The following is a 782-nucleotide window of genomic DNA, read 5'->3' on the forward strand; positions in this document are numbered from 1 at the left end:
CACGGAGTTGACAGTGAGCCGGTGCCGCCGGGCGAAGTCGGCCACGTCCGTGGACAGGGTGCCGGGCAGCTCCACGTCCAGATGCCGGATACCGGCTTCGTCCGCCGGAAGCTCGCCCGCTGCCCGGTCGGTGGGCAGCGCGACAGGCGTGTCGTACCCGTCCAGGACGCGGCGCCAGTACGCCGGGGCGGCGTCGGCGTCGCGCGCGGCCAGCCACTCCAGATAGTCGCGGTAGGGCCGCCGCACGGCCGGGGTGCCGCCCGCGTACCGGGTGAAGAGGTCGTCGAGGAACTGCGGGGTGGACCAGCCGTCCAGCAGCAGATGGTGGAAGGTCCACACGATCTGCACCCGGCCGCCGCCCAGCTCGGCCAGCGCGAGCCGGGTCAGCGGGGCCTCGTCCAGCCGCAGCCCACCGAGCTCCTCCGCACGCCACGCACTCAGCCGACCGGCGCGCTCGGCCTCGTCCAGACCGCGCCAGTCCGCGCGCCGCACGGGCACCTCGACCCGCTGATGAACCACCGCGACGGACTCATCCACCTCCTCCCACACCACCGAAATCCGCAGTGCGTCCGAGGAGTTGACCGCCTCCTGCCACGCGTCCGCGAGCCGGTCGACATCCTCGACACCCTCCAGCACGAACGCCATCTGCTCCACATACGCCTCACCCGACGCGTCCTCCAGCGAGTGGAACAACATCCCCTGCTGCATCGGCGAGAGCGGCACCACATCCGCAGCCCCCGCACCGGTGCCCACCACCCGATCCACGGCAGCCTGATCCAAGG

1 protein-coding gene is annotated in these 782 nt (G+C 72.1%); it reads right to left on the minus strand.

What is annotated here, in order from left to right; translation table 11 throughout:
- A partial coding sequence (locus SCA03_RS34840; protein WP_170223879.1) for a condensation domain-containing protein occupies positions 1-765 on the minus strand: 765 nt, incomplete at its 3' end.
- Positions 766-782: the final 17 nt, after the last annotated feature.

It is taken from the genome of Streptomyces cacaoi, from assembly GCF_006539165.1.
GTDB classification, from domain to species: domain Bacteria; phylum Actinomycetota; class Actinomycetes; order Streptomycetales; family Streptomycetaceae; genus Streptomyces; species Streptomyces cacaoi.